The organism is Pseudomonas brassicacearum, from assembly GCF_918698105.1.
Classification (GTDB): Bacteria; Pseudomonadota; Gammaproteobacteria; order Pseudomonadales; family Pseudomonadaceae; genus Aquipseudomonas; species Aquipseudomonas brassicacearum_F.
Genome location: NZ_CAKKMI010000010.1, coordinates 14,339 through 37,325, shown reverse-complemented (window position 1 = coordinate 37,325; position 22,987 = coordinate 14,339). Strand labels below are relative to the sequence as shown.

The following is a 22,987-nucleotide window of genomic DNA, read 5'->3' as shown; positions in this document are numbered from 1 at the left end:
GCACAGGTGAACAAATGACCATTATCGCCAGTCTGTTGCGCGCTGCCGAGTTGCCGGATTCGCCCACCTCACGGCTGGACGCCGAGTTGTTGCTGGCCGCTGCGCTGGGCAAGTCCCGCAGCTTCCTGCACACCTGGCCCGAGCGGATCGTGCCCAGCGAGGCGGCGTTGCTGTTCTCCGAATACCTGCGGCGGCGTCGCTCGGGTGAGCCGGTGGCGTACATCCTCGGGCAACAGGGCTTCTGGAAACTCGACCTGGAAGTCGCACCCCATACCCTGATCCCGCGCCCCGACACCGAGCTGCTGGTGGAAACCGCGCTGGCTTTGTTGCCGGCGACACCGGCCCGGGTCCTGGACCTGGGCACCGGTAGCGGCGCGATTGCCCTGGCATTGGCCAGTGAGCGCCCGACCTGGAAAGTCACGGCGGTCGACCGGGTGCTGGAGGCCGTTGCCCTGGCCGAGCGCAACCGCCAGCGCCTGGACCTGCACAACGTCACGGTGTTGAGCAGCCACTGGTTCAGTGCGCTGGACGGCGAGCGTTTCGAGTTGATCATCAGCAACCCGCCGTACATCGCGGCCAGCGATCCGCACCTGATCGAGGGCGACGTGCGTTTCGAGCCGGCCAGTGCCCTGGTTGCCGGGCCGGACGGGCTCGATGATCTGCGCCAGATCGTTGCCCAGGCCCCGGCTCACCTTGAACCGGGTGGGTGGCTGATGCTCGAGCACGGTTACGATCAAGCCGAAGCGGTGCGTGATTTGCTGCGCGCCCAAGGTTTTGTCGAAGTCCACAGCCGCAAGGACCTGGGTGGTCATGAGCGCATCAGCCTGGGGTGCCTGCCGTGCTGAACGATCAGGAGTTGTTGCGCTACAGCCGGCAGATTCTGTTGCAGCACGTCGACATCGACGGCCAGTTGCGTCTCAAGCAAAGCCGCGTGCTGATCATCGGCCTCGGCGGTCTCGGCGCCCCGGTGGCGTTGTACCTGGCCGCCGCTGGCGTGGGTGAGATGCACTTGGCGGATTTCGACACCGTCGACCTGACCAACCTGCAACGCCAGATCATTCACGACACCGACAGCGTCGGCCTGGGCAAGGTCGATTCGGCGATGCGACGCCTGGGGGCGATCAACCCCGAGGTTCGGCTGGTGCCTCACCGCGCAGCCATGGACGAAGACAGCCTGGCCGCGGCGGTTGCGGCGGTGGATCTGGTGCTCGACTGCTCCGACAATTTTTCGACCCGCGAAGCGGTGAACGCGGCCTGTGTCGTGGCGGGTAAACCGCTGGTCAGCGGCGCGGCGATTCGCCTGGAAGGGCAGCTGTCGGTGTTCGACCCACGCCGCCCTGAAAGCCCCTGCTACCACTGCCTTTACGGCCACGGCAGCGAAGCCGAACTGACCTGCAGCGAAGCCGGTGTGATCGGCCCGCTGGTGGGTTTGGTGGGCAGCCTGCAAGCCCTTGAAGCCTTGAAGTTGCTGGCCGGTTTCGGTGAGCCGCTGGTGGGGCGCCTGTTGTTGATCGATGCCCTGGGCACGCGTTTCCGTGAACTGCGGGTCAAGCGCGATCCGGGTTGCAGCGTCTGTGGTGGCCAACATGAGTGAAGCGCCGGTCGGTGTGCTTGACTCGGGCGTCGGCGGATTGTCGGTGCTGGGGGAAATTCGTCGGCTGCTGCCCAATGAATCGCTGTTGTATGTGGCCGACTGTGGGCACATTCCCTACGGCGAGAAGACCCCGGAATTCATCCGACAACGCTGCGCGATCATTGCCGACTTTCTCCTGGGCCAGGGCGCCAAGGCGCTGGTGGTAGCCTGCAACACCGCAACGGTTGCTGCCGTTGCTGATCTACGCCGTGATTTTCCCCATTGGCCCATCGTCGGGATGGAGCCGGCGGTCAAGCCGGCGGCCGCCGCCACTCGCAGCGGTATCGTCGGTGTACTCGCCACCACCGGCACCTTGCAGAGCGCCAAGTTCGCCGCTTTGCTCGACCGTTTCGCCACCGATGTGCGTGTCATCACGCAACCGTGTCCAGGGCTGGTGGAGCTGATCGAAACGGGTGATTTGCAAAGTCCGGCCTTGTATCAATTGCTGCAACATTACGTCGACCCCTTGCTGGCGGCCGGCTGCGATACGCTGATCCTGGGTTGCACGCACTACCCGTTTCTCAAGCCATTGCTCGCTCGGATGATTCCTGAGCACATCAGCCTCATCGACACAGGGGCCGCGGTGGCCCGGCAACTTCAACGCCTGTTGATTGAACGAGGTCTGTTGGCTGAAGGACCGGCCAGAGAAACGCACTTCTGGACCAGCGCAGACCCGATACATTTAAGAAAAATCCTACCAACGCTATGGCATTCGTCCGGCGTTGTGCGAAGCTTCGATCTGTAAAAAAAACGTGAAAATTATGTAAAACGTGCTGAACTTCTGTTTTAGCGTGGATTTCTATAGCTCTGTGTGTTTGTAAGAAAATCGACTAAGTCTGTTCGGAAAAGGATGTTTCTAATGAAGCGCTTATTCTGCTTTGCCGCGTTTGCGGCTGCACTGTTGGGGCACACTTACACTGCACAGGCAGCGGGTGTGGAATTTGGGGTTGGCCAGACCAGCGATTCGACCATGACCTATCGCCTGGGCATGCAGTTCGACTGGGACAAGAGTTGGTTGCAAAGTGACGTCGGTCGCCTGACCGGCTACTGGAGCGGCGCCTACACTTATTGGGAGGGGGATGAGACATCCAGCAATCACAGCCTGTCGTTTTCGCCTGTGTTTGTGTATGAGTTTTCCGGCCAGAACGTGAAGCCTTACATCGAGGCGGGTGTCGGTGTGGCGTTGTTCGCCAATACCGAAATCGAAGACAACAAACTCGGTACGGCTTTCCAGTTTGAAGACCGTATCGGCTTCGGCCTGCGCTTCAACGGTGGACATGAAGTGGGCATTCGCGCCACTCATTACTCCAACGCCGGCATCAAGTCGACCAACGACGGTGTAGAAAGCTACGCGCTGCACTATACGATGCCGCTGTAACAAAACAGCTTGAGAACTGTGGGAGCGAGCTTGCTCGCGATAGCGATAGACCAGCCAAGATAAAGTTGTCTGACTCACCGCTATCGCGAGCAGGCTCGCTCCCACAATAGATCAGACCACGCCTTTATCGATACGCCGTCGCAATCCCTTGGCGTTCTTCCAGGCACTCCGGTGCGCCCATCTCGAATTCGCGGCAGATCAGCGGGCGCTTTTCGTAGATGGTGCACATCATGCTGTTGCGATCCAGTGCCGCGCACCAACCGTCATCAAGCCGCAGCATCACTTCCCCACCCCAATCGTCCGTGTCGATAAAACGCTCCGGGACCCCAGTGTCGGTGATCAGCATCACTTCCAGCTGGCAGCAGCACGCCGCGCACGTAGAACAGGTGACGGCCGGTGCTGGGATTTCATGGAGAGGGATGGTTTTCATGGCGCGCAGTGTAAGGCAATCGGTGGCTCAGGGTCGCCCCTTGATCGGATAGCCATTTTTCGCCTGGCATGAGCCGATATCGGTCGGCAGGCTTTCGGTCGACGAAGGTAACGGCCAGAGTGCGGTCATGGACGCAATGGGCAGCGCAACTTCCCGCGGGCGCTCGACCAACTGATTCAGCACATGCCGCGCTGCTTCGTCCGCCGACCAGTGAGTCGGGGTTGGGAGGCACTCGTCGGGCCTTTGCAATGGGCCGTCGTAGCCAGGGTGTACCAACGTCACATCGACACCCGCGGATGCCAGGTCTGCCCGAGCCGATTCGAACAGATGACGCATCCCGCTGCCACCCGCTTCGATTGGCGAAGGTGGCAGGTAAGTCGCTGGGCTGGCAATACCCACCAGGTGAGGTTCGGTCCCGGCGCGCAACAAGGGCGCGGCCACTTCAATGCAGAAACTGGCCGCCAACAGATTGCTGCGCACGATATGCTCGATCAATGTGTGATCCACCGGCTGACCGTCAACGTAATCAGCCGTCCCGGCATTGACGATCACCTGATCCAGGGCGCCCCATTGCCGGGCGATCCGTTCGCCGATCTCGCGCACGGCCTGGCTGTCGGTCAAATTGCCGGGCACGGTCAGAACTTGTCCTGGATAACGTACCGAAAGGGTTTCGCAGGCTCGGGCCGAGGGCGAGCTGACGGCCAGGTATGCCCCCGTCTGCAGTATCGCTTCAGCCAACGAAGCGCCGATTCCGTTGCCAGCCCCGGTGAGCCAATAGCGCCGTGGCAGTCTTAGACCCATTCCTCACTCCTTTCGATTGGACAACGCATTGATACGTGGCTTTTCAATGGAGTCCCTACGATTAGTAAGACTATATGTTATCGAATGAATAATGCATCCCGCAGACCGGTAATTTCTTGTTCGCTAATCGCCCATCCCTTCAACGGCTGCGTCCTGTCGCGCTGGCAGGTTTCTGAACGCTGCCAGCGCACGCGCCCTGGATTGGCTCAAGTCGACAATCGGTGCCGGATAATCCATGGCGCCAAACAAGTCGCCGGGAGTATTTGGGCTATGGACCTGTTGCCTGTCCAGATCGTTCAGTTCAGGTAACCAGCGTTTGATGAACAGCCCCTCGCGGTCAAATTTTTCCGACTGGCTCAACGGGTTGAAGATGCGGAACCAGGGCGCAGAATCGGTGCCGGTGGAGGCGCTCCACTGCCAGCCTCCATTGTTGGCGGCCAGGTCGCCATCGATCAGGTGCTGCATGAAAAAGCGCTCACCTTCGCGCCAATCGATCAACAGGTTCTTGGTCAGGAACATGGCGACGACCATCCGCAAGCGGTTGTGCATCCAACCGGTTTCCAACAATTGCCGCATGGCTGCATCGATAATCGGCAGGCCGGTGCGTGCTTGCTTCCAGGCTTCCAATTCTGCGGGGGCCTTGCGCCACGCCAGCGCCTCGGTTTCCGGGCGAAACGCGCGATGGCGCGAGACGCGTGGATAGCCCACGAGAATGTGTTTATAAAACTCGCGCCAGAGCAATTCATTGATCCAGGTCACAACACCGGCACTCCCGCTCTCGAATTCACCTTGGTTGGCTTGCAGTGCGGCGTGCAGGCACTGGCGTGGCGACACCACGCCGGCCACCAGATAGGCTGATAGCTGGCTGGTGCCGGGCCTGGCGGGATAATCCCGTTCGCCTTGGTAATCATCGATGTGCTGCTCGACAAAGGTGCCCAGGCGCCGACGGGCTTCGCTTTCTCCGGCGGGCCAGAGGGCGCGTAGCGCTTCGCTGGGCGGGGCGAACCCATCGACTTGCGTTGGCACCGGGTCACGGACAACGCCGGTGGGAGCCTGACGGGCCGGCGTGGCGACCAGGCTCGGCAATGAGAAATGCAGACGGCTGTAGCAGACCTTGCGGAACTGACTGAACACTTGGAAATAATTGCCGGTCTTGGTCAGCACGCTGCCGGGCTTGAACAGCAACTGATCGAGGTGGCTGTGAAATTCAACGCCCTGGTCGCTCAACGTGCGGGCGACTTCGGCGTCGCGCCGCGTTTCATTCAGGCCGTACTCTTCGTTGACATGCACGGCACCAATGTTCAGTTCGCGACACAGCTTGAGCAATACCTGTGGGGCCTGGTGCCAATGCGCTGCGGCGCGGATCAGCAGTGGAATGTTCAATTCGGCCAGGGCCGCGCTCAACGCGCCGAGGTTGCGCAGCCAGAAATCGATCTTGCACGGGGCGTCGTCATGGGCGTGCCATTGTCTGGGGCTGGTCAGGTACACCGCCACGCAGGGGCCTTGGGCTGCGGCCGCCGCAAGGGCGGTGTTGTCGTGCAGGCGCAAGTCGCTGCGCAGCCAGATCAGTTGCATGCGGTTTTCCATCTAAAGGAGTTCTCGGCGACTCAGTTCGCGCTGAGCCGATAACGGGTCTTCGGCCCAGGACACGCCAATCAACGACGCACCTGTGGATAACCTGGCGTGGTGGATCGACGCGGCCGGGCCGGCAATGATGATCGGGCAATCGATTCCACCCAGCAGCCTGGGTAGTTGGGACAGGTTGAGGGCGTGACTGGAATACAGCAGGACACCGCGGGCCTTGAGGCGCTCGACCGCCAGGGCCAGTTCGCCGGCCGGTAGAGGGTTGTCGAACACTTCCACCGGGCAATCGGCGCTGCTGGCCAGCCAGGCGGTGAGCCACAGGTGCGGCTCCTGGGGCGAGTCCGAATGATTGACCAGCAACAGTGGCGCGCCGCGCAACTGACGGTTGTTATGGTAGATCCGGCTGCCGAACTTGCTGCGCAGCCACGAGTACAGGAAGACCCGTTCCAGCTGCGCGCCGAACTGGCCTTGCCAGCGCAGGTGCAGCTCGGCCAGCAACGGCAAGAGCAACTGCTCGCACACGGTCCAGGGCGGGTACAGCGCCATTGCCTGGTTGACCAGGTCATCGATCTGGCGCTCGGCCAGTTGCGTCACTGCCAGCGCAAGGGCGTGGCGTTGACGCTGCCATTCATTCTCCGGCGCCGGCGTGGGTTCGGTCGGTGGCTGCGGTGTGTCCAACAGAGGCTTGATCTTGCTCACCGCAACGCCACGGTCGATCCAGGTGAGGATGCTCAGGATCCGTTGTACATGGTCGGCATTGAACAGTCGGTGGCCCTTGGGCGTGCGGTGCGGCACGATCAGGCCGTAACGACGCTCCCAGGCTCGTAGCGTGACGGCGTTGACACCGGTCTGCCGGGCGACCTCGCGTATGGGCAACCAACCTTGCGCCAAGGCCTTGGCAAAATCGGCCCCCAGGTCTTCGCTGGCACTGGAGTCGGGTTCGTTCTTCATCAAATAGCGTTTCGCAAGCTGAGGTTTTCCGGGTGCGGTTGCAGGTAGACCTGCTGCGCCAGGTAAGGGTCGGGATGCTGGCGCAAGTGATGCTTGAGCAGCGTCAGTGGCACCACCAGGGGCACGATGCCGAGGCGGTATTGCCCGATCAGATGCTGTACTTCCTGTTTGTCCTCGGCGCCGATGGCGCGTTTGAGGTAACCGCTCAGGTGTTGCAGCACATTGGTGTGGGTGCGGCGGGTGGCGCATTTCTTCAAGGCGGCCATCAATGCGCTGAAATAGCGTGGGCCCAATTCATCGGGGTCGGCCTTGCCCATGTTGCCCAGCAAATTGCCCAGGGCCTTGTATTGCACCGGGTTGTGGGCCATCAGCAGGTATTTGTAGCGCGAGTGGAATTCGATCAGGTTGCGACGGGTCAGTCCGTCGCGACGCAAAGGTTGCCAGGCGGCATAGGCGAATACCCGGGTCAGGAAGTTCTCGCGCAGTACCGGGTCGTTGAGGCGACCGTCTTCTTCCACCGGCAGGTCGGGGTGGCGTTCGCAAAAGGCCTGGGCATAGATGCCGCGCCCGCCGCCGTCCTGGGTCACGCCGTTGTGGTCGTAGACCTTGACCCGCTCCAGTCCGCAGGACGGCGATTTTTGCATGAATATGTAGCCGCAAATGTCATCCAGTTCACCCGCCATTTGCTGCCCGTAGTCGGCCAGAGGCAGGGTCACGTTGAGGTCGCGATTCACCGTGCCGAGCGCCTCGGGGTGTCCGGGATTGCCCACCAGGCGAATCGGCTCCCGGGGGATACCCAGGCCGATGGCGACTTCGGGACACACCGGCACGAAGTCGAAATAGTCGACGAGGGTGCGGCTGCACAACTGCGATTGTTTATGCCCGCCGTTAAAGCGAACTTCAGCACCCATCAGGCAGGCGCTGATGGCGATTCTGGGTTTGGCGATGGCTGTGCTCGGCATGGGCGACCTCTGATGGCTAAATCTTGTACAGTTTTGTATTTCTGTACAATATTTTCATCATAGGTCCGAATGTGCACAAGTCAACCGGTTTGTGCGGCGAGGCGACGTCAATCTGTGTCGCAGGCAGGCTGCTGCCTCATTCGACAGCAGCGGATAGCGATGGGTGACGCGTTTTACTGCAGGCTTGCATGCAGGCGGCGTGCAGCCTCCTGGCCGCTGAGCCATGCGCCTTCGACCCGACCGGACAGGCACCAGTCGCCGCACACATACAGGCCCAGGTCGGCATCGGCCAAGGCGCCCCATTCGTGGTTGCCGGCGGGACGGGCGTAGAGCCAGCGATGGGCCACGCTGAAGCTCGGTGCGGGCATCGCGCTGTGCAGCAATTCGGCGAAGGCACCGTGCAGATGTTCGATCACCGCTTCCTTGGACAGGTCGATGTGCTGCCGGCTCCAGTCGCTGGTGGCGTGCAGTACCCAGGTGTCGAGCGTGTTGTCGCGTCCCGGTTTGCTGCGGTTGCGCGCCAACCAGTCCAGGGGGCTGTCCTGTACGAAGCAGCCTTCCATGGGCGTATCCAGCGGTGTCTCGAAGGCCAGCGCCACGGCCCAGGTCGGGTCCATCTTCACGCCAGCGGCCACTGCGGCCAGCTTCGGTACGGCCGCCAGCAATGCGGTGGCCTGGGGCGCGGGCGTGGCGATCACCACCTGGCCGAAGGGGCCGTGGGTGAAACCTTCCGCGTCCTGCAAATGCCAATGCTCCTGGCCGCGGTACACCTCGGTGATCCGGCAGGAAAACTGCACTTGCAGCTTGTCGAGCAAGGCGCGGGTGATGGCGCTCATGCGCGGCGTGCCGACCCAGCGGGTCTGTTCGTCCGGCGATGGGCTCAGTTGTCCGTTCTGGAAGTTGTAGAGTTGCGGGTTCCATTCCGCCGCCCAGCCGTTGGTTTGCCAACGCTGGACCTCCGTGACAAAGCGGCGATCGCGGGCGGTGAAGTACTGCGCGCCCATGTCCAATGCGCCGGCGTCGCTGCGTTTGCTCGACATGCGTCCGCCGCTGCCGTTGCTTTTATCGAAGAGTTGAACGATATGCCCGGCCTCCGTCAGGGCCTGGGCGGCTGAAAGTCCGGCGATGCCGGTGCCGATGATTGCGATAGGTACAGTCATGAGGGCCTCGTTTACCTTTCTGTACAGGCTACGCCGTCGTTTAATCCTGTACAGTTCGGGTTTTTGGTATAAGTTTTACCGTTCGCGTTTGGACAGGTTGTCCTATTGTTAAACACAGACCCTGTCCGATACGAAAAATCCCTGCTTATAAAAATAGACTAATGGGCCGGGTAAAACGCGATTAGAGGAACAACTCATGCACATATTGCTGACCGGCGGTACTGGTTTGATCGGACGTCAGCTCTGCCGTCTCTGGTTGGGGCAGGGACATCGCCTGACGGTATGGAGTCGCCGACCCGAAGAGGTGGCGAAAATCTGTGGGGCTGATGTGCGAGGTGTTGCCAAGCTCGATGAAGTTGTCGAGCCGGTGGACGCGGTGGTCAACCTTGCGGGAGCGCCGATTGCCGACCGGCCCTGGAGCCACAAGCGCAAGATGTTGTTGTGGAGCAGTCGCATCACGTTGACGGAAGTGTTGCTGGCATGGCTGGAGCGTTGCGAGCCGAAACCGCAGGTGTTGATTTCCGGTTCTGCGGTGGGTTGGTATGGCGACGGTGGCGAGCGAGAGTTGACCGAGGAATCGGGGCCGGTGAGCGAAGATTTCGCCAGCCAGTTGTGCATCGCCTGGGAAGAAACCGCGCAACGGGCCGAGGCGCTGGGCCTGCGCGTGGTGCTGGTTCGTACCGGCCTGGTCCTGTCTGCCGAGGGCGGCTTTTTGTCGCGGCTGCTGCTGCCGTTCAAACTGGCGCTGGGCGGGCGTATCGGCAATGGTCGGCAGTGGATGCCGTGGATTCATATTGACGATCAAATCGCTCTGATTGATTTTCTTCTGCACCGCTTTGATGCCAGCGGTCCTTATAATGCGTGCGCTCCGAACCCGGTGCGCAACCGCGATTTTGCCAAGGCCCTGGGACATGTATTGCATCGGCCAGCCGTGGTGCCGATGCCGGAACTTGCGTTGAAAGTCGCGCTGGGGGAGTTGTCATTGCTGTTGCTCGGCGGCCAGCGCGCCACGCCGGCCCGATTGCAGGCGGCGGGTTTCACATTCCGGTTCACTGATTTGCCTGCGGCCCTGGACGACCTGTCCAGCCGCCTTTGAAATAGGACGTTGCATGACCGATCACGCGTTGCTTCTGGTGAATCTGGGTTCGCCTGCCTCCACTTCGGTGGCCGATGTGCGCCGCTACCTCAATCAATTCCTGATGGATCCGTATGTCATCGACCTGCCATGGCCGGTGCGGCGCTTGCTGGTGTCGCTGATCCTGATCAAGCGCCCCGAGCAATCGGCCCATGCCTACGCCTCGATCTGGTGGGAGGAGGGTTCGCCGCTGGTGGTGCTCAGTCGCCGGCTGCAACAGGCCATGACCGCGCAGTGGACCCAGGGCCCGGTGGAGCTGGCAATGCGTTATGGCGAGCCGTCCATTGAATCGGTGCTGGTGCGGCTGGCGAGCCAGGGGCACAAGAAGATCACGTTGGCGCCGTTGTACCCGCAGTTCGCCGATAGCACCGTGACCACGGTGATCGAGGAGGCCAAGCGGGTCGTGCGGGAAAAGAAGCTCGATGTGCAGTTCTCGATTCTCCAACCGTTCTACGATCAGCCCGAATACGTCGACGCCCTGGTGGCCAGCGCCAAGCCGTACCTGATGCAGGAACACGATCATCTGTTGTTGAGTTTCCACGGCTTGCCGGAGCGGCACCTGACCAAGCTCGACCCTACGGGGTTTCATTGCTTCAAGGATGCCGACTGCTGCAAGAACGCGCCGCCGGAGGTCATGGCGACCTGTTACCGCGCGCAATGCATTCGCACGGCGGAGCTGTTCGCCCAACGCATGGGGCTCAAGGACGGCCAGTGGTCGGTGTCGTTCCAGTCGCGATTGGGGCGGGCCAAGTGGATCGAACCCTATACCGAAGCGCGCCTGGAGGAACTGGCCAAAAGCGGCGTGAAGAAGGTGCTGGTGATGTGCCCGGCGTTCGTGGCCGACTGCATTGAGACCCTGGAGGAAATCGGCGATCGGGGCCGTGAGCAATTCCGCGAGGCAGGGGGGGAGGAGTTGGTGCTGGTGCCTTGCCTCAATGATGAGCCGCAGTGGGCGCAGGCGTTGAATACGCTGTGTGAGCGGGCGCCGATAGCTTTGTGAGGTTCAAGGACCTCATCGCGAGCAAGCTCGCTCCCACAGTGGATCTCGAGTGGTCACAAAATTTGTGTCCACAACAGATCCCCTTGTGGGAGCGAGCTTGCTCGCGATGGCTTTCTGACTGACAACAAAGTACTTCAAGTCAGCGGCTCATCCGCCTGCTTCTGCTTCCAGCTGTCATTGCCCGGCAGCAGCAGGTTCAACGCGATCGCCACCACCGCGCACAGCGCGATGCCTTTGAGGCCGAAGTCGTCCGGTCCAGTGCCGGTGCCCACCAGCACGCCGCCGATGCCGAACACCAGCGTCACCGACACGATCACCAGGTTGCGCGCTTCGCCCAGGTCGATCTTGTGGCGGATCAAGGTGTTCATGCCCACCGCCGCAATCGAACCGAACAACAGGCACAGGATCCCGCCCATCACCGGCACCGGGATGCTTTGCAGCAGCGCGCCGAACTTGCCGATGAAGGCCAAGCTGATGGCAAAGATCGCCGCCCAGGTCATGATCTTCGGGTTGTAGTTCTTGGTCAGCATCACCGCGCCGGTCACCTCGGCGTAGGTGGTGTTAGGTGGCCCGCCGAACAGGCCGGCGGCGGTGGTGGCAATGCCGTCACCGAGCAGGGTGCGGTGCAGGCCGGGTTTTTTCAGGTAGTCGCGACCGGTCACGCTGCCCACGGCGATCACGCCGCCGATGTGCTCGATGGCCGGCGCCAGCGCCACCGGTACGATGAACAGGATCGCCTGCCAGTTGAACTCCGGTGCGGTGAAGTTCGGCAGGGCGAACCACGGCGCGGCGGCGATTTTCGCGGTGTCCACGACGCCGAAGAAAAACGCCATGGCAAAGCCCACCAGCACGCCGGAGATGATCGGCACCAGGCGGAAAATGCCTTTGCCGAACACCGCCACGATCAGGGTGGTGAGCAGGGCCGGCATCGAAATTAGCATCGCGGTTTGATAATGAATCAGCTCGGTGCCGTCGCCGGCCTTGCCCATCGCCATGTTGGCGGCAATCGGCGCCATGGCCAGGCCGATGGAAATGATCACCGGGCCAATCACCACCGGCGGCAGCAGCCGGTCGATGAACCCAGTGCCCTTGATCTTCACCGCCAGGCCCAGAAAGGTGTAGACGAAACCTGCCGCCATCACGCCGCCCATGGTCGCGGCCAGGCCGAACTGGCCCTTGGCGAGGATGATCGGGGTGATGAAGGCAAAGCTCGAGGCCAGGAACACCGGTACCTGGCGCCCGGTGACGATTTGGAACAGGATCGTTCCCAGGCCGGCCGTGAACAGCGCCACGTTAGGGTCCAGCCCGGTGATCAGCGGCATCAGGACCAGCGCGCCGAAGGCGACGAACAGCATCTGCGCGCCGGACAGCACTTGGCGCCAGAGCGGATCGTTGAACTCATCCTGCATGCTCAAGCGTCCTTCTGCTTGGTGCCGAAGATCTTGTCGCCGGCATCGCCCAGGCCCGGGATGATGTAGCCGTGTTCGTTGAGTTTCTGGTCGATGGACGCGGTGTAGATGGTCACGTCCGGGTGGGCGTCCTGCACGGCCTTGATGCCTTCGGGGGCCGCGACCAGCACCATGGCGCGGATGTCCCGGCAACCGGCTTTTTTCAACAGGTCGATGGTGGCGACCATGGAGCTGCCGGTGGCGAGCATCGGGTCGATGATCATCGCCAGGCGCTCGTCGATTTCCGGCACCAGTTTTTCCAGGTAGGTGTGCGCCTGCAGGGTCTGCTCGTTGCGAGCCACGCCCACGGCGCTGACTTTGGCCCCTGGAATCAGGCTCAGTACCCCTTCGAGCATGCCGATGCCGGCGCGCAGGATCGGCACCACGGTGATTTTCTTGCCGGCGATTTTCTCGACCTGGACCGTACCGGCCCAGCCATCGATTTCATAGGACTCCAGCGGCAGGTCCTTGGTGGCCTCGTAGGTGAGCAGGGCACCGACTTCCTGGGCGAGTTCACGGAAGTTCTTCGTGCTAATGTCAGCGCGGCGCATCAGGCCGAGTTTGTGTCTGATCAGCGGATGGCGGATCTCGAGGATGGGCATGGGGAAGGCTCCGGCGGCGGGCAAAAAAACCGGCCTAGATTAATCTATCCGAGGGTGTTGTCCTATAGACAATACAGAACGTTAGTCCACAAACGCTTGATCTGGCCGGGCGGGATGCGTACCTTTGCCGGTTTTTCCGAACCCTGCCACCCTTGGAGAGCGCCATGTCCGCTGATCTCGAGCATATCCGTCAAATCATGCGAGAGGCTGACTGCCTGTACACCGAAGCCGAAGTCGAAGCGGCCATCGCCCGTGTCGGTGCGCAAATCAACGATCAACTGGCCGATGCCAACCCGGTGGTGTTCTGTGTCATGAACGGCGGGCTGATTTTCTCCGGCAAGCTGCTGACCTATCTGAACTTCCCCTTGGAAGCGTCCTATCTGCACGCGACGCGTTATCGCAACGAAACCAGCGGCGGCGATCTGTTCTGGAAAGCCAAGCCGGAAGTCTCGTTCATCGACCGCGACGTGCTGATCATCGACGACATCCTCGACGAAGGTCACACCCTGGGCGCGATCATCGACTTCTGCAAACACGCCGGTGCCCGCGCCGTGCACACCGCCGTGTTGATCGATAAAGACCACGACCGCAAGGCTCGTCCTGACTTGAAAGCCGATTTCGTCGGCCTGCCGTGCATCGACCGTTACATCTTCGGCTACGGCATGGACTACAAAGGTTACTGGCGCAACGCCAATGGCATTTTCGCCGTCAAGGGAATGTAATCGATGACTCGGCCGAGCTTTCTGGATGATGCACTGTTCGATGACTTGGCCGAAAAAGCTGCGGCCAGTCCGCGTGGGCGGCAGCACCATAACTTCCACGAGATGGATGAGCCATGCCACCGCATGGCGGTGGGCTTGCAGCCTTCGACCTACATCCCGCCGCACCGCCACCTGAGCGCCGACAAGGCGGAAACCTTGCTGGTGCTCAAGGGCCGGTTGGGGGTGTTGATTTTCGACGAAGCCGGCGCGGTGGTAGACAAGCGCATCCTGCAGGCCGGTGGCGACTGCCTCGGCGTCGACCTGCCGGCCGGTGTGTATCACGGATTGGTGGTGTTGGAAGCCGACAGCCTGATGTTCGAATGCAAGGCCGGCCCCTACCGGCCCGTAGGCGAGGGCGAACTGGCCCACTGGGCGCCCCGTGAAGGCGAGGCCGGCGTGGCGCAATACCACGCCTGGATGCGCGCCCAGTTCGACTAGCCTGTGGCGAGGGGATTTATCCCCGCTGGGTTGCGAAGCGACCCCAAACCGATCGACTCGATCAGCCTGAGATAACGGGTTGCCTTTTTTTAGGGCTGCTTCGCAGCCCATCGGGGATAAATCCCCTCGCCACATGAATCAGCTGCACTTTCACTACCGATCAAGCCAGTCGTGAATGGGCGGTGCTATTGGCCGCCAGCCATTGCTCACTCTTGACCCGCGCCTGCTCCAGGGTCTGCACATACGCCAATTGCCGCTGCTCGCGATGAATACCGGCACGGCGCAGCTTCAGGCGCACCCTTGGCGCCGTCGCGACCAGGATCAGGCCGATGCCCTGCTTGCGGTAATCCTTCAGGATGTTTTCAAACGCGGCCAGCGCGGTCATGTCCAGCATGGGCACGGCGCTCATTTCCACCACCACCACGCGCACCCCCGGATCGAACTTGCGCAGCACGTCCAGGGCTTTTTCTGCCGCGCCGAAGAACAGCGGCCCACGAATGGCGTAGCAGCGCACATGCTCGGGCATGTCCAGCAGGGCCTGGTGGAAGTGGCGCGGCAGTTCGGCGCTGTCGGTCAGTTCGCTCATGCGCTTGATGAACAGCCCAGCGGCCAGCAGCAGGCCGACGGCGACGGCCATGACCATGTCGAACAGGACGGTCAGGCTAAGGCAGGTCAGCAGCACCAGTACGTCGCTGCGCGGGGCGATGCGCAAGGTGTGCAGCACGTGCCCGGCTTCGCTCATGTTCCAGGCCACTATCACCAGTAGCGCCGCCAGGGCAGCCATGGGCAGGTAGCTGAACAAGGGCGCCAGCAGCACCATCGCCAGCAGCACCACCAGGCTGTGGATGATCGCGGCCAGCGGCGAAGAGGCGCCGCTGCGCACATTGGTCGCGCTGCGGGCAATGGCCGCCGTGGCGGTGATCCCGCCAAAAAGTGGCGCCACGAGGTTACCCAGGCCTTGGCCGATCAGCTCGGCGTTGGGGTCGTGCTTGCTGCCGGTCATGCCATCCGCCACCACGGCGCACAGCAGTGATTCGATGGCACCAAGCATGGCAATGGCGAAGGCCGGGCCCAGCAATTGGCGGATCAGGTCATAGGAAAGCGCCAAGGGATGACCTTGGCCGTCTGGCAGGTTCCATGGCCATTCGAAGCTCGGTAAAAACGGCGGGATACCAGGGTGGCTGATGCCATCGACCACGTAGCTGAAACGCTCACCCAATGTCGCCACCGGCCAACCGCCGCGCTCCAGCGCCAGTCCCAATAGCGCCCCGACCAGCAAGGCAACCAAATGCCCAGGCACCCGCGGTACCCAGCGTGGCCAGGCGATCAACACTGCCAGGCAGGTGACGCCGATGATGCCATCGCCGAGCCGGGCACTGGGCAGTGCCACGATCAGCTCACCCAACTGTTCGATGTAGTGCTTGGCTTGCCCGACGGTGGTCAGCCCCAGCAGATCCTTGAGTTGCAAGGTGGCGATGACCACGCCGATCCCGGCCGTAAAACCGAGGATCACCGGGTAGGGGATGTATTGGATCAGCCGTCCGGCGCGCATCAATCCCAAGGCGATCAGGATCAGGCCGGCGAGCATGGTGCACAACAACAGGCCGCCGAGGCCGTATTGTTGGGTGATGGGCAGCAGGATGACCACGAACGCCGCCGTCGGCCCGCTGACGTTGAAGCGCGAGCCGCCAGTGAGGGCGATCAAGGGCGCGGCCACCAACACCGTGTACAAGCCATGTTGCGGCGGCACGCCAACGGCAATCGCCAGGGCCATGGCCAGCGGGATGGCAATAATGCCGACGGTAAGCCCGGCCACCAAGTCGCCGCGCAGGCGTTCAAGGGTGTAACCGGCGCGCCAGGCCTGGCGCCAGGCGGCGAACAACGGTGGGGCGGAGAATGACATAGGGACTCCACGAAAATGAACGGGGAAAATGCCGAATTCCCGGCATACACCCAAGCGGTGGCGAGGGGATTTATCCCCGCTGGGCTGCGAAGCAGTCCTGAACCGGATACTCGGTGGGGGCCGCTCCGCAGCCCAACGGGGATAAATCCCCTCGCCACAAGGACATCATGTGATGCGAGGGCTGATGGCTCTTTGAGTATGCCGTGCTTGCCGTGTGCAAGTATTGACCTGGGTCGTTATTTTTACCGCTCAGGCTCATGCTAGAGTGCCTGGCCAAGACCCCGGAGCATGTCATGCGTGTATCGATCCGCCGCTGCGCCACTTTGCTGTTGATCTCCAGCCTGCCCTTGGCGGCCGTGGCTGCGCCGATGCACAGCCAGTTCCTGCCGCCTGATGACCTGGTGGTGCGCCAGGAGCAGCCTGAACAACAGCAGTTGTTGCAAGTGACCGAGTATTCGGTGGTGCTGGGCAACCAGCGTCAGTCCAATCAGCAACCGATCCCGGTCACTTCGCCGCTGCTGGTCCGCCTCAAGGGCAAGCCGATGAACAAGGGCGCGACCCTCAGCCAGGTGATCCTCAACTTCGACGGCGAAAGCAAAAGCCTGAAGAAACCGGTTTTCGATGAGGCGAGCAAGACCCTGACGCTGTCTTATCCACAGGCCCAGTACCGGGTGGTCATCGATCTGCTGCGCAACAACACGGTCTATGTGCAGTTTCTCACGTACGCCAACGGCCATATCTGGGCCGACCTGCACACCGGTGCCGAACGCCCGCGTTGAGCCCCGGGCCTTGCCGGGGGTAAACTGCCCGCCCCGTGAACTGTGCGAGCTGGAGCCGGCAATGCGTAAAGACAAGAAACAAGTGATTGGCGACGAGATTGGCGATGAACAGATCAAGCTGTTCCTCAATTTCGAACCGGTCGATGCCACGTCGCCGTCGCTGCACAAACTGATCAAGGCCTACCGTGGCCTGCGGGTCGACGATTTCGAGCGTTTCCTGACGTTTTTCGTCGAGGCCGGTCATGACTTCAATGGCAAGGATGAGCACGGCAACGATTTCATCGCGCTGATTCGCGACCAGCGTAATGCCGAGGATTACATCGATTTGATCGAGAAGGCGCGTGGCTGATTGATCCTGGGCCTGCTTCGCAGGCCAGCGGGAGCAAGCTCCCTCGCCACGAAAACGTCACCCATAAAAAACGCCCCGCTCTCATGGAGAACGGGGCGTTTTTTCATGCGATCAAATCAAGCGTAGCTTTGGGTCTCGCTGCTTTCTTCAACCAGCTCCAACGCGATGTTGTTCTGCGCATTGATCTTGCGATACAGCGCCGCGTCGGTTTCCAGCACTTTTTCCCGGGCCGGGAAGATCTCGGCGAGCTTGGCAGCCCACTCGCCCTTGGCTTTGTCCGGGAAGCAGCGCTCGATCAGTTCCAGCATGATCGACACGGTCACCGAAGCACCCGGCGATGCGCCGAGCAGGGCGGCGAGGCTGCCGTCCTTGGCTGCCACCAGTTCGGTACCGAACTGCAGGACGCCACCTTTCTTCGGGTCTTTCTTGATGATCTGCACCCGCTGGCCGGCCACTTCCAGGCGCCAGTCCTCGGCTTTCGCCTCGGGGTAGAAGCGACGCAGCGACTCCAGGCGCTGTTCCATGGACTGCATCACTTCGCTGATCAGGTACTTGGTCAGGTCCATGTTGTCCCGGGCCACGGCCAGCATCGGGCCGATGTTGCCGGCACGTACCGACAGCGGCAGGTCCATGATCGAGCCGTGCTTGAGGAACTTGGTGGTGAAACCGGCGTATGGTCCGAACAGCAGGGATTTCTTGCCATCGACTACACGGGTGTCCAGGTGCGGCACCGACATCGGCGGCGAGCCCACGGCGGCCTGGCTGTAGACCTTGGCCTGGTGGTGCTTGACCACTTCCGGGTTGTCGCAACGCAGCCACTGGCCACTGACCGGGAAGCCGCCGAAGCCCTTGCTTTCCTCGATGCCCGAGGCTTGCAGCAGCGGCAACGCCGCACCGCCGGCACCGAGGAACACGAACTTGGCGTCGACATCGCGGCTGCTGCCGGAATTGACGTCCTTGATGCTCACGGTCCAGCCGCTGCCGTTGCGCTTGAGGCCGGTGACGCGCTTGCAGTATTTGACCTGGGTGTCCGGGGCGCTGGTCAGGTGCTTGAGCAACTGGTTGGTCAGGGCGCCGAAGTTGACGTCGGTACCGTTCATGACGCGGGTGGCGGCGATGACCTCATCGGCTGGCCGGCCAGGCATCATCAGCGGCATCCACTCGGCCATCTGGCCTTTGTCCTCGGTGTATTCCATGTCGGCGAAGGCGTGATGCTGGCGCATCAGCTCGAAGCGCTTCTTCAGGAACGACACGCCTTTCTCGCCTTGCACGAAGCTCAGGTGTGGCACCGGGGCGATGAAGGACTTGGAGGAGCCGAACGTGCCTTTTTTGGTCAGGTACGTCCAGAACTGCTTCGACACCTCGAACTGGGTGTTGATGTGCACGGCTTTCTTGATGTCGACATTGCCGTCGGCTGCCTGGGGCGTGTAGTTGAGCTCACACAGCCCGGCGTGGCCGGTACCGGCGTTGTTCCACGGGTTGGAACTCTCCGCGGCACCGGAGTCCATCAGCTCGACGACTTCCAGCGAGATCGCGGGGTCGAGCTCCTTGAGCAGCACGGCCAGGGTGGCACTCATGATGCCGGCCCCTACCAGAACTACATCGACTGCTTCGTTATGCGCCATTTAACGCGTCTCCAAAATCTGCAGCACCAAATTGTCGGCATAGCGGCCAGGAGTGGCGGGGCAGGTCAGTTGCGCCCCAGTTATCCATGGCCAGGATCGCCATGTCCGAATCTTCGCAATTTTTCGCACCTACTGCGGATGCATGCAGCCTGGCCTCAAGAGTCACATGAACTCATTTAAGCGCCGGGCAGGCAATTCGACTTATGGCCGAGACATCCGTTCGTGCAAGCAAATCCGTAGCGGACAGGCTTCAGGCGCCGGTTCTTGAGCGATATCCGGTCCTGTGTCGTTGGGCTGTTTCAGACGCTAATGGTGCTTGTTCAGACGCAAAACTATTCATTTGCTCGCCACACTCTCGTGAAGTTGTGAAAACCCGTTTTTTCACGCTCTTTTGAAGACGTGAACCTCAAAAAAGGGCTGTCCCAGCCTGGCACTGCGCCCGGTTTGGTTGCCCCCATGGAGTACATGACAGGCAAAACGGGCAGACAGCTCAGTGACCGAGCGTAATGACAGCTCTGCAGATTCGCGAAAAGTGGTGATTTGCCTGGAGGAACAGCAAGCGCGCCAGCTTCACTCGATCTGTGTGGGCGGCTCTCTGTGGGCGTTGCGGGGTGCCGATACCTGCGTATCAGCGGTGTTGCGAGGCCCGATCAGGAGACGTCCTTATAATCGGGGGGAGATTGTATCGAAGAAACGCAGGGAAATGGTCGTGTTTAATGACTTTTATTAGCCGTCCGGTCAGATGGTCAACAGCTGTCGGTTGCGTGCGCGAGCACGAAGCGGTTGTACGCGGGCGCTGGCGGGCAACGGTTGGTGCAACCAGTTGAGACGGATCTCGTCGATTTCCACCCAGCCTTCGCCCATGGGTTGCAGGCTGCACTGCTTGAACGCCTGGCAACGGCCATTGCGATCGAGCAGGGCGAAGCTGCGGTGATGAGGACGCGGGGTAAACAGGGAAATAAGGAAGCGCATGATCGGATACCGGGTCAGGGAGCTTGGGGTAAGCCTGACAGCGGGCCATGACATGCCGGTGTAAGGACCGTGACAATGGGGTGACAGGAACCGGCAATCGTGGCCCATGTCAGACATTTCAGTATTCATCGTAAGGCGCTAGTTCACCGCGATGGCGCACCGCTATACTGCTGGCCTGTTTGTGCCCGATTCTGGAGAGAAGAGCATGTTGCAACGCCTGTTGTTCGGTTTGATCGCTGTGACCAGTCTGACCCTCGTCGGCTGCGCCCACAGCCCGCAACAACTTAACCCGGAGCCCAAGCTCAATGCCCAGCTGGCGCCCGTGGGTCGTGGCCAGCCGGTGGTGGTGCGGGTGGTGGACGGTCGTCCGTCGCCGACGCTCGGTACCCGTGGCGGGCTGTATCCGGAAACGAGTGTGATCACGGTGCAGGGCGCGCAGATCCTGCCCAAGTTGCAGGCCCAGGCTGAAGCCGCCGTGCGGTTGCTGGGCTTCACCCCGACCGCCAATGCCTTGAACGCACCGCAGCTGACCGTGACCCTGGCCGAGCTCAAGTACCAGTCGCCCAAGGAAGGCATGTACGTGACCGAAGCGACCATCGGCGCGACCTTCCGCTCCGACGTGCAGAATGCCAATCGTCGCTACAGCGGCCGTTACGGTGCGTCCCTGGACCAGCGCTTCGGCATGGCGCCTAACCAGGACACCAACACCAAGCTGGTCAGCGATGTCTTGAGCGATGCCCTGACCCGGCTGTTCAAGGACCCGACCATTGGGCAGGTGTTGGCTGAGTAATTAATAAGCCTCATACCCCTGTGGGAGCGAGCTTGCTCGCGATAGCGGAATGTCAGCCACTTTGATGTGGGCTGATCCACCGCCATCGCGAGCAAGCTCGCTCCCACAGTTGTTTATGGGCGAGATTCTCAGGCTGCCTGGGAATAGAACTCCAGCACACTGATCCCGGTCAGCAGGTCTGTCTCCGGCAAGTCGGCATGTTGATGGCCGCCGAGGGCGCAATACACCAGCCAATGTCGGTCCTGCACGTTGAAGGACAGGCTGTCGACGAGGTTCTGTTGTTCGTCGCTTGGGCTGATGAGATAGAGGCGGTCCTGGTTTTCGGCGTGCAGCATGACGGGTTCCGTGCAGGTTTGAAGGGCGACAGAGTGGCCTAATCAGATGACGAAACCGTGACGGGTGAAATTAACCCTGGGCTTGTTCCCTCGCCACAGAAGAACCCAACGTTGCGGCGGGATCGTTACTGGTCGGAAAAAGCGGCGCAGGGCCTCAGGCTTTCGGTAGAATCCGCGCCCTGTTCGTAGGCCACGGGCGTGTCCTGTCCGTTTTTTGCTTGAGGTTCGTGATGTCGCTGCATCTGCTTTCGTTGTTCGCCGCCCACCCCGCCAAACTGATCAACCTGCTCGCGTTGCTGTTTGCCTGCCCGGGCGGCTGGGTGCTGCATGCCACGCGCCGCCGTGAACAACGGGCGCGGGCCTGCCTTGAAGCGCGCAATCGCGATGGCAACGAACGATTTGAAGCGCTGCTGGACCTGGCCACGCAGCGGATGAACCGGTTTTTCTACCGGTTTGGCTTTGGTTGCCTGGCGCTGGCGTTGCTGGTGTCGTGGATCAGTACGCAGTTCTGATGAAGCAATCTGTGTCGAGTGTACTTCTTTGTGGCGAGGGGATTTATCCCCGCTCGAGTGCGTAGCACTCGCAAGCCCTTGGGCTAGCCCGAGATCTCGGGGCTGCTACGCAGCCCAGCGGGGATAAATCCCCTCGCCACAGCAAGCTCCCTTGCCACAGGGAGCTCGTACCTCAGAGCTGTCGCTTAAAGCGCCAACCCCGCCTTGACCCGATACTGATTACGCACCGGCGTCGCATATTGCAGCACCAGGAACGGCCGGTGTTCCTGTGGGCAAGCGTCCAGCCTGCGCTGCCATTCCTGCTCGGCCTTGGCCAGCTCTTCGGCACCAAACACCTCGGCCGCCTTAGGCACCTGCAACTGCGGGTCGGCGTCGGCCCATTGGGCATAAGCCAGGTAGTGCACCGGGAACAGGCGGTAGCCGCCGAGAATCTGCCGGTCCATCTCTTGGGCCAATTGCTTGGTGTCCTCGAACAGCTCGGTGATGGGCGCGGCGAAGTTCACGTGAACCCGGCCCTTGTAGCCGGTGATGCCCTTGGCGATGCTCACGTCGTCCTCGCCCGGGGCCTTGGTGTAGGTGCCGGTGGTGGCGCGGATGTACAGCTCGCGGGCCTTGGCCTGGTCGCACGGGTCGTATTCGTAGCTGATCGACACCGGGGTGAGGTTCAGTGACTGGATCACCTCGCCGAATGGCTCGTCCTTGCGGCTCATGTGGAACATCTTGAGAATCGCCGATTCGGTGCGGTCGTCACCGTCCTTGGCCCGTCCTTCGGCCTGGGCGATCCAGATCGAGGCGCAGTCGTTGCGGATCGAATGGTTGATGTAAGCCGACAACAACTGGTACGCCGCCATTTTTTCCCGCCGCCCGGTGATGGAGCGGTGCACGATGAAGCTCTTGTTCAGGCGCATCAGGTCGCTGACAAAGGGCTTTTGCAGCAGGTTGTCGCCAATGGCGATGCGCGGGGTCGGCAGGCCGGCGTGGTACACGGCGTAGTTGACGAAGGCCGGGTCCATCACGATATCGCGGTGGTTGGCGATGAACAGGTACGCACTGCCGGATTTGAATTGCTCCACCCCGGTGTAGGTCACGCCATCGGTGGCGCGCTCGATGGTGTGGTCGACATAGAACTCCACTTTGTCCTGCAACGTGGCGACCGACGTCACACCGGCGAACTCACGGCGCAATCTTTGCGCTATAAGGGGTTTGAGCATCCAGCCGAAGGCGCCGGCCAGGCGTGGGAAGCGGAAGTGGGTGAGGATATCTAGAAACGCCTTGTCGCCGAGCAGTCGTGCCAGCACCGCTGGGACTTCGCTGTCGTCGTAAGGTCGGATGGCATCGAATTCGCCCATCATGCTCTCTTGTTGGAAACGGCTAGGGTAAGTAAAGGTTCGAACGAAAAAACGACAGGGCACGGTCTGGAAGATAAGCCAGACAAAAAT

General features: G+C 61.4%; 25 protein-coding genes. 12 read left to right on the top strand and 13 right to left on the bottom strand.

What is annotated here, in order from left to right:
- The first annotated feature begins 14 nt into the window (after window positions 1-14).
- The 4 genes from prmC to LQ215_RS06310 all read left to right on the top strand — a co-directional run bounded on the left by prmC (window position 15) and on the right by LQ215_RS06310 (window position 3,011).
- Window positions 15-845 carry a peptide chain release factor N(5)-glutamine methyltransferase gene (prmC, locus tag LQ215_RS06325; RefSeq protein WP_230148044.1) on the top strand — a complete coding sequence of 277 codons (831 nt, stop codon included), beginning with the start codon at window positions 15-17 and terminating at the stop codon, window positions 843-845.
- Window positions 839-1,594 (top strand): molybdopterin-synthase adenylyltransferase MoeB, encoded by a 756-nt coding sequence (locus LQ215_RS06320; RefSeq protein ID WP_230148042.1) that lies wholly within the window; start codon window positions 839-841, stop codon window positions 1,592-1,594. Before prmC ends, LQ215_RS06320 begins: the two co-directional genes overlap by 7 nt.
- Window positions 1,587-2,378 carry a glutamate racemase gene (murI, locus tag LQ215_RS06315; RefSeq protein WP_230148039.1) on the top strand — a complete coding sequence of 264 codons (792 nt, stop codon included), beginning with the start codon at window positions 1,587-1,589 and terminating at the stop codon, window positions 2,376-2,378. The genes LQ215_RS06320 and murI overlap by 8 nt, the downstream gene beginning before the upstream one ends.
- A gap of 114 nt (window positions 2,379-2,492) precedes the next feature.
- Entirely contained in the window at window positions 2,493-3,011 is a 519-nt protein-coding gene (locus tag LQ215_RS06310) for an acyloxyacyl hydrolase (RefSeq protein ID WP_230148037.1), read from the top strand.
- A gap of 124 nt (window positions 3,012-3,135) precedes the next feature.
- Here LQ215_RS06310 and LQ215_RS06305 read toward each other — a convergent pair whose 3' ends face one another.
- The 6 genes from LQ215_RS06305 to LQ215_RS06280 all read right to left on the bottom strand — a co-directional run bounded on the left by LQ215_RS06305 (window position 3,136) and on the right by LQ215_RS06280 (window position 8,899).
- Window positions 3,136-3,441: a YkgJ family cysteine cluster protein gene (locus LQ215_RS06305; RefSeq protein WP_041476142.1), complete on the bottom strand. Its 306-nt coding sequence runs from the start codon at window positions 3,439-3,441 to the stop codon at window positions 3,136-3,138.
- 27 nt (window positions 3,442-3,468) lie between these two features.
- The gene (locus LQ215_RS06300) at window positions 3,469-4,242 is read right to left on the bottom strand and encodes an SDR family NAD(P)-dependent oxidoreductase (RefSeq protein WP_230148035.1); all 774 of its coding nucleotides are present in this window, start codon (window positions 4,240-4,242) and stop codon (window positions 3,469-3,471) included.
- A gap of 123 nt (window positions 4,243-4,365) precedes the next feature.
- Window positions 4,366-5,817 carry a deoxyribodipyrimidine photo-lyase gene (gene phrB / locus LQ215_RS06295; protein WP_230148033.1) on the bottom strand — a complete coding sequence of 484 codons (1,452 nt, stop codon included), beginning with the start codon at window positions 5,815-5,817 and terminating at the stop codon, window positions 4,366-4,368.
- A gap of 12 nt (window positions 5,818-5,829) precedes the next feature.
- Complete coding sequence (locus LQ215_RS06290; RefSeq protein ID WP_230148031.1) at window positions 5,830-6,777, bottom strand: MerR family transcriptional regulator; 948 nt, start codon at window positions 6,775-6,777, stop codon at window positions 5,830-5,832.
- Window positions 6,777-7,739, bottom strand: a complete 963-nt coding sequence (locus LQ215_RS06285; RefSeq protein WP_230148028.1) for a YbgA family protein — start codon at window positions 7,737-7,739, stop codon at window positions 6,777-6,779. The genes LQ215_RS06290 and LQ215_RS06285 overlap by 1 nt, the downstream gene beginning before the upstream one ends.
- Window positions 7,740-7,912: 173 nt before the next feature.
- On the bottom strand, window positions 7,913-8,899 hold the full coding sequence (locus LQ215_RS06280) for an NAD(P)/FAD-dependent oxidoreductase (protein WP_230148026.1): 987 nt from the start codon (window positions 8,897-8,899) through the stop codon (window positions 7,913-7,915).
- Window positions 8,900-9,095: 196 nt separating this feature from the next.
- Between LQ215_RS06280 and LQ215_RS06275 the strand changes: the two genes are divergently transcribed.
- The gene (locus LQ215_RS06275) at window positions 9,096-9,995 is read left to right on the top strand and encodes a TIGR01777 family oxidoreductase (protein WP_230148024.1); all 900 of its coding nucleotides are present in this window, start codon (window positions 9,096-9,098) and stop codon (window positions 9,993-9,995) included.
- A gap of 13 nt (window positions 9,996-10,008) precedes the next feature.
- Complete coding sequence (gene hemH, locus LQ215_RS06270; RefSeq protein WP_230148022.1) at window positions 10,009-11,034, top strand: ferrochelatase; 1,026 nt, start codon at window positions 10,009-10,011, stop codon at window positions 11,032-11,034.
- A gap of 134 nt (window positions 11,035-11,168) precedes the next feature.
- Here the strand turns inward: hemH and LQ215_RS06265 are convergent, their stop codons facing one another.
- Both LQ215_RS06265 and upp read right to left on the bottom strand, forming a co-directional pair.
- On the bottom strand, window positions 11,169-12,443 hold the full coding sequence (locus LQ215_RS06265) for a uracil-xanthine permease family protein (protein WP_230148020.1): 1,275 nt from the start codon (window positions 12,441-12,443) through the stop codon (window positions 11,169-11,171).
- Window positions 12,444-12,445: 2 nt separating this feature from the next.
- Complete coding sequence (gene upp / locus LQ215_RS06260) at window positions 12,446-13,084, bottom strand: uracil phosphoribosyltransferase (protein WP_003185330.1); 639 nt, start codon at window positions 13,082-13,084, stop codon at window positions 12,446-12,448.
- Window positions 13,085-13,248: 164 nt separating this feature from the next.
- Between upp and LQ215_RS06255 the strand changes: the two genes are divergently transcribed.
- On the top strand, window positions 13,249-13,806 hold the full coding sequence (locus tag LQ215_RS06255; protein ID WP_003205500.1) for a hypoxanthine-guanine phosphoribosyltransferase: 558 nt from the start codon (window positions 13,249-13,251) through the stop codon (window positions 13,804-13,806).
- 3 nt (window positions 13,807-13,809) lie between these two features.
- A complete protein-coding gene (locus LQ215_RS06250; RefSeq protein WP_230148018.1) occupies window positions 13,810-14,283 on the top strand; it encodes a WbuC family cupin fold metalloprotein in 474 nt (157 codons plus the stop codon).
- A gap of 160 nt (window positions 14,284-14,443) precedes the next feature.
- On the opposite strand, the gene dauA is transcribed toward LQ215_RS06250, so the two are convergent.
- Complete coding sequence (gene dauA / locus LQ215_RS06245) at window positions 14,444-16,186, bottom strand: C4-dicarboxylic acid transporter DauA (RefSeq protein ID WP_230148016.1); 1,743 nt, start codon at window positions 16,184-16,186, stop codon at window positions 14,444-14,446.
- A gap of 293 nt (window positions 16,187-16,479) precedes the next feature.
- On the opposite strand from dauA, the gene LQ215_RS06240 reads away from it, so the two are divergent.
- Complete coding sequence (locus tag LQ215_RS06240) at window positions 16,480-16,965, top strand: hypothetical protein (protein WP_230148014.1); 486 nt, start codon at window positions 16,480-16,482, stop codon at window positions 16,963-16,965.
- Window positions 16,966-17,026: 61 nt separating this feature from the next.
- The gene (locus LQ215_RS06235) at window positions 17,027-17,314 is read left to right on the top strand and encodes a PA4642 family protein (RefSeq protein ID WP_230148012.1); all 288 of its coding nucleotides are present in this window, start codon (window positions 17,027-17,029) and stop codon (window positions 17,312-17,314) included.
- A 116-nt stretch (window positions 17,315-17,430) separates the two neighbouring features.
- Here the strand turns inward: LQ215_RS06235 and mqo are convergent, their stop codons facing one another.
- Together mqo and LQ215_RS06225 are read right to left on the bottom strand one after the other, a co-directional pair.
- Window positions 17,431-18,939 carry a malate dehydrogenase (quinone) gene (mqo, locus tag LQ215_RS06230; RefSeq protein WP_230148010.1) on the bottom strand — a complete coding sequence of 503 codons (1,509 nt, stop codon included), beginning with the start codon at window positions 18,937-18,939 and terminating at the stop codon, window positions 17,431-17,433.
- Window positions 18,940-19,677: 738 nt separating this feature from the next.
- Window positions 19,678-19,911 carry a hypothetical protein gene (locus LQ215_RS06225; RefSeq protein ID WP_014340171.1) on the bottom strand — a complete coding sequence of 78 codons (234 nt, stop codon included), beginning with the start codon at window positions 19,909-19,911 and terminating at the stop codon, window positions 19,678-19,680.
- 205 nt (window positions 19,912-20,116) lie between these two features.
- On the opposite strand from LQ215_RS06225, the gene LQ215_RS06220 reads away from it, so the two are divergent.
- Window positions 20,117-20,701 (top strand): YajG family lipoprotein, encoded by a 585-nt coding sequence (locus LQ215_RS06220; protein WP_003205489.1) that lies wholly within the window; start codon window positions 20,117-20,119, stop codon window positions 20,699-20,701.
- 128 nt (window positions 20,702-20,829) lie between these two features.
- Here the strand turns inward: LQ215_RS06220 and LQ215_RS06215 are convergent, their stop codons facing one another.
- Window positions 20,830-21,036 (bottom strand): hypothetical protein, encoded by a 207-nt coding sequence (locus LQ215_RS06215; RefSeq protein ID WP_003185312.1) that lies wholly within the window; start codon window positions 21,034-21,036, stop codon window positions 20,830-20,832.
- A gap of 230 nt (window positions 21,037-21,266) precedes the next feature.
- Here LQ215_RS06215 and LQ215_RS06210 point away from each other — a divergent pair, with 230 nt between their 5' ends.
- The gene (locus LQ215_RS06210) at window positions 21,267-21,548 is read left to right on the top strand and encodes a hypothetical protein (RefSeq protein WP_072344446.1); all 282 of its coding nucleotides are present in this window, start codon (window positions 21,267-21,269) and stop codon (window positions 21,546-21,548) included.
- Window positions 21,549-21,733: 185 nt separating this feature from the next.
- On the opposite strand, the gene LQ215_RS06205 is transcribed toward LQ215_RS06210, so the two are convergent.
- Window positions 21,734-22,900 (bottom strand): 1-acyl-sn-glycerol-3-phosphate acyltransferase, encoded by a 1,167-nt coding sequence (locus LQ215_RS06205; protein ID WP_230148008.1) that lies wholly within the window; start codon window positions 22,898-22,900, stop codon window positions 21,734-21,736.
- Window positions 22,901-22,987 lie beyond the last annotated feature (87 nt).